This is a genomic window from Nonomuraea sp. NPDC003201 (assembly GCF_053590415.1).
Genome location: NZ_JBSFTC010000645.1, coordinates 1 through 2652, shown reverse-complemented (window position 1 = coordinate 2652; position 2652 = coordinate 1). Strand labels below are relative to the sequence as shown.

The window sequence follows — 2652 nt, the reverse complement described above, 5'->3', positions numbered from 1 at the left end:
ACGGCGGCTCCTACCGCAGGCAGCCATCCTCGTTCGACTCCAACGTCTACCCGTCGTTCCGGAGGCGTACTCGTCGAGCCCCGCCTCCCGCATGCGCTCGGTCGAGCCGTTCTTGGCCTGCTCGCGCAGGAACTGCCCGATCGCCTTGCCCACGCCCGGTCGGCGGGTGTGCCGCTGAGCGTCGCCGTGCACAGCGCGTGGGCGGTGACGCTGGGCGGCATCCTGCCGGGCAAGGACGTGGTGTTCGGCTCCACGGTGTCCGGGCGCGACGCGGACGTGCCGGGCATCAAGGACATGGTGGGCCTGCTCATCAACACGATCCCCGTACGCGTCCGATGGGACGGCGCCACCACGACGGGCGAGCTGCTCGCCTCGGTGCGGGACCACCAGAGCGCGGTGCTGCCGCACCAGCACGTCTCCCTGACCAGGATCGGCCGCCAGGCCGGAGGCGGGCCCCTGTTCGACACCCTGGTGGTGTTCGACGTCGCGGCCGACGTGGACGGTCTGCGCAGGCCCGGCGACGAGTTCGCCATCACCGGCATCGTGAACGAGGGGGCCCCGCACTACCCGCTGACGCTGGTGGTGGAGCGCGCACGCGACGGCCGTCCCCGATTCAACCTGATCTATGACGGCGAGCTGCTGCGGGAGGCGCGCGCCCAGGCGATCCTGCGCGCGTTCACCCGGGCGCTGATCGGCCTGCTCACCCGGCCGGACGACCTGGTGCCGGGCGGCGCCGGGCAGCCCGCGCGGGTCACCCCGGCGACCTTGGGCGAGCTGTTCGACGCCGCCGCGGAGCGCGACCCGGCCGCCACCGCCGTCACCCGGTGCGGTCTCGACGGCGGCACCCGGTCGCTGTCCTACGGCGAGCTGGCGGAGGCGAAGAACGAGCTGGCCGCGGCGCTGCGGGCGGCCGGGGTCGGGCCGGGTCAACGGGTCGCCGTCGCCGTCCCGCGCTCCGTCGAGCAGGTCGTCGCCCTGGTCGCGATCGTCAGCGCGGGCGGCGCGTACGTGCCGCTGGATCTGGCGTACCCGGACGCACGGCTGGAGTACGTCCTCGCCGACGCCGCCCCGCAGGTCGTGCTCGTGGACCGGGACCAGCGGGACCGGTTCACGGAGCTGGCGGCCAGGGCGGGTGTTTCGGCCCGCGTGCTCGTCCAGGGAGACGAGCTGCCGCTGGACGCGACCGCGGCCGAGGTGAGCCGGCACGACCCGGCGTACGTGATCTACACGTCCGGATCGACCGGCAGGCCCAAGGGGGTCGTCGTCCCGCACTCCAGCGTGGTGACGCTGCTCGCGAACACCCGGCCGGACATGGACTTCGGCCCGGACGACGTGTGGGTGCAGTTCCACTCCTACTCCTTCGACTTCGCGGTGTGGGAGCTGTGGGGCGCGCTGGCGCACGGCGGTGAGCTGCTGGTGCCGGAGTACGGGCTGACCCGCTCCCCGGTCGACTTCCACCGGCTGGTCCGCGAGCGCGGAGTGACCGTGCTCAACCAGACCCCGTCGGCGTTCTACCAGTTCATGGAGGCCGACCGGCACGCCGGCGAGCCGGTCACCGCGCTGCGCCGGATCATCTTCGGCGGCGAGACGCTGGACCTCGGGCGGCTGCGCGGCTGGGTCGAGCGGCACGGCACCGGCTCGCCCGAGCTGGTCAACATGTACGGCATCACCGAGACCACCGTCCACGTCACGCACCGGGTGCTGACCGACGCGGACTTCGCCGCCGGCGACGACGCCAGCCCGATCGGCGGCCCGATCCCCGGCCTGGTCACCTACCTGCTCGACGACCGGCTTCGGCCGGTGCCGCCGGGCCGGGTGGGCGCCATCTACGTCGCCGGCGACCAGGTGTCGCTCGGCTACCTGGGCCGGCCGGGGCTCACCGCGAGCCGGTTCGTGGCGGACCCGTTCGCGGGCGACGGCTCCCGCATGTACCACACGGGCGACCTCGCCCGCCGCACGCTCGACGGCGAGCTGGAGTTCGCCGGCCGCGCCGACGACCAGGTGCAGCTCAAGGGCTTCCGCATCGAGCTCGGCGAGGTGGAGTCCGCGCTCAGGGAGCTGGACGGCGTGGTCGACGCGGCCGTCACCGTGGCGGGCAGCGGGGACCACCTGGTCGCGCACGTCGTGGGCCGCGTGCCGGGCGACGTCGCCGGCCTGCTGTCGGCGAAGCTGCCCGCGCACATGGTGCCGCGCCGCGTGCTGCGGGTCGAGGCGCTGCCGCTGACCGTCAACGGCAAGCTGGACCGCAAGGCCCTGAGCGAGCACGCCGGGCGGGACGACGCTCCGGTGCCCGCGAGCGACTCCGAGCTCGCGGCGCTGGTGGGCATCTTCGCCGACGCGCTGCCCGGCTGCGAGGTGGACGCCGACACCGACTTCTTCAGGGCCGGCGGCGACAGCATCGTCATCATCACCGTGGTCAACCGGGCCAGGGCACTCGGCCTGCCGATCACCCCACGGGACGTGTTCCTGCTCAGGACGCCACGCGCGCTCGCCGGACACCTGGGAGCACCCCAGGCGGCGGAGCCGGTGCCCGCCGCTCATGAGGACGGTCCGCTGACGCCGACGCCGATCATCCTGCGACAGCGGGGGCTGGGCGGCTCTCTCGCCCGGTTCGCCCAGGCCAGGACGCTGGTGGCGCCCGAGGGGACCGGG

Annotated in this window: 1 protein-coding gene; it reads left to right on the top strand. The window is 74.0% G+C overall.

What is annotated here, in order from left to right:
- Window positions 1-117 precede the first annotated feature (117 nt).
- The coding region (locus tag ACWDX9_RS62175; RefSeq protein WP_449973259.1) for a non-ribosomal peptide synthetase at window positions 118-2652 on the top strand (2535 nt) is incomplete at its 3' end.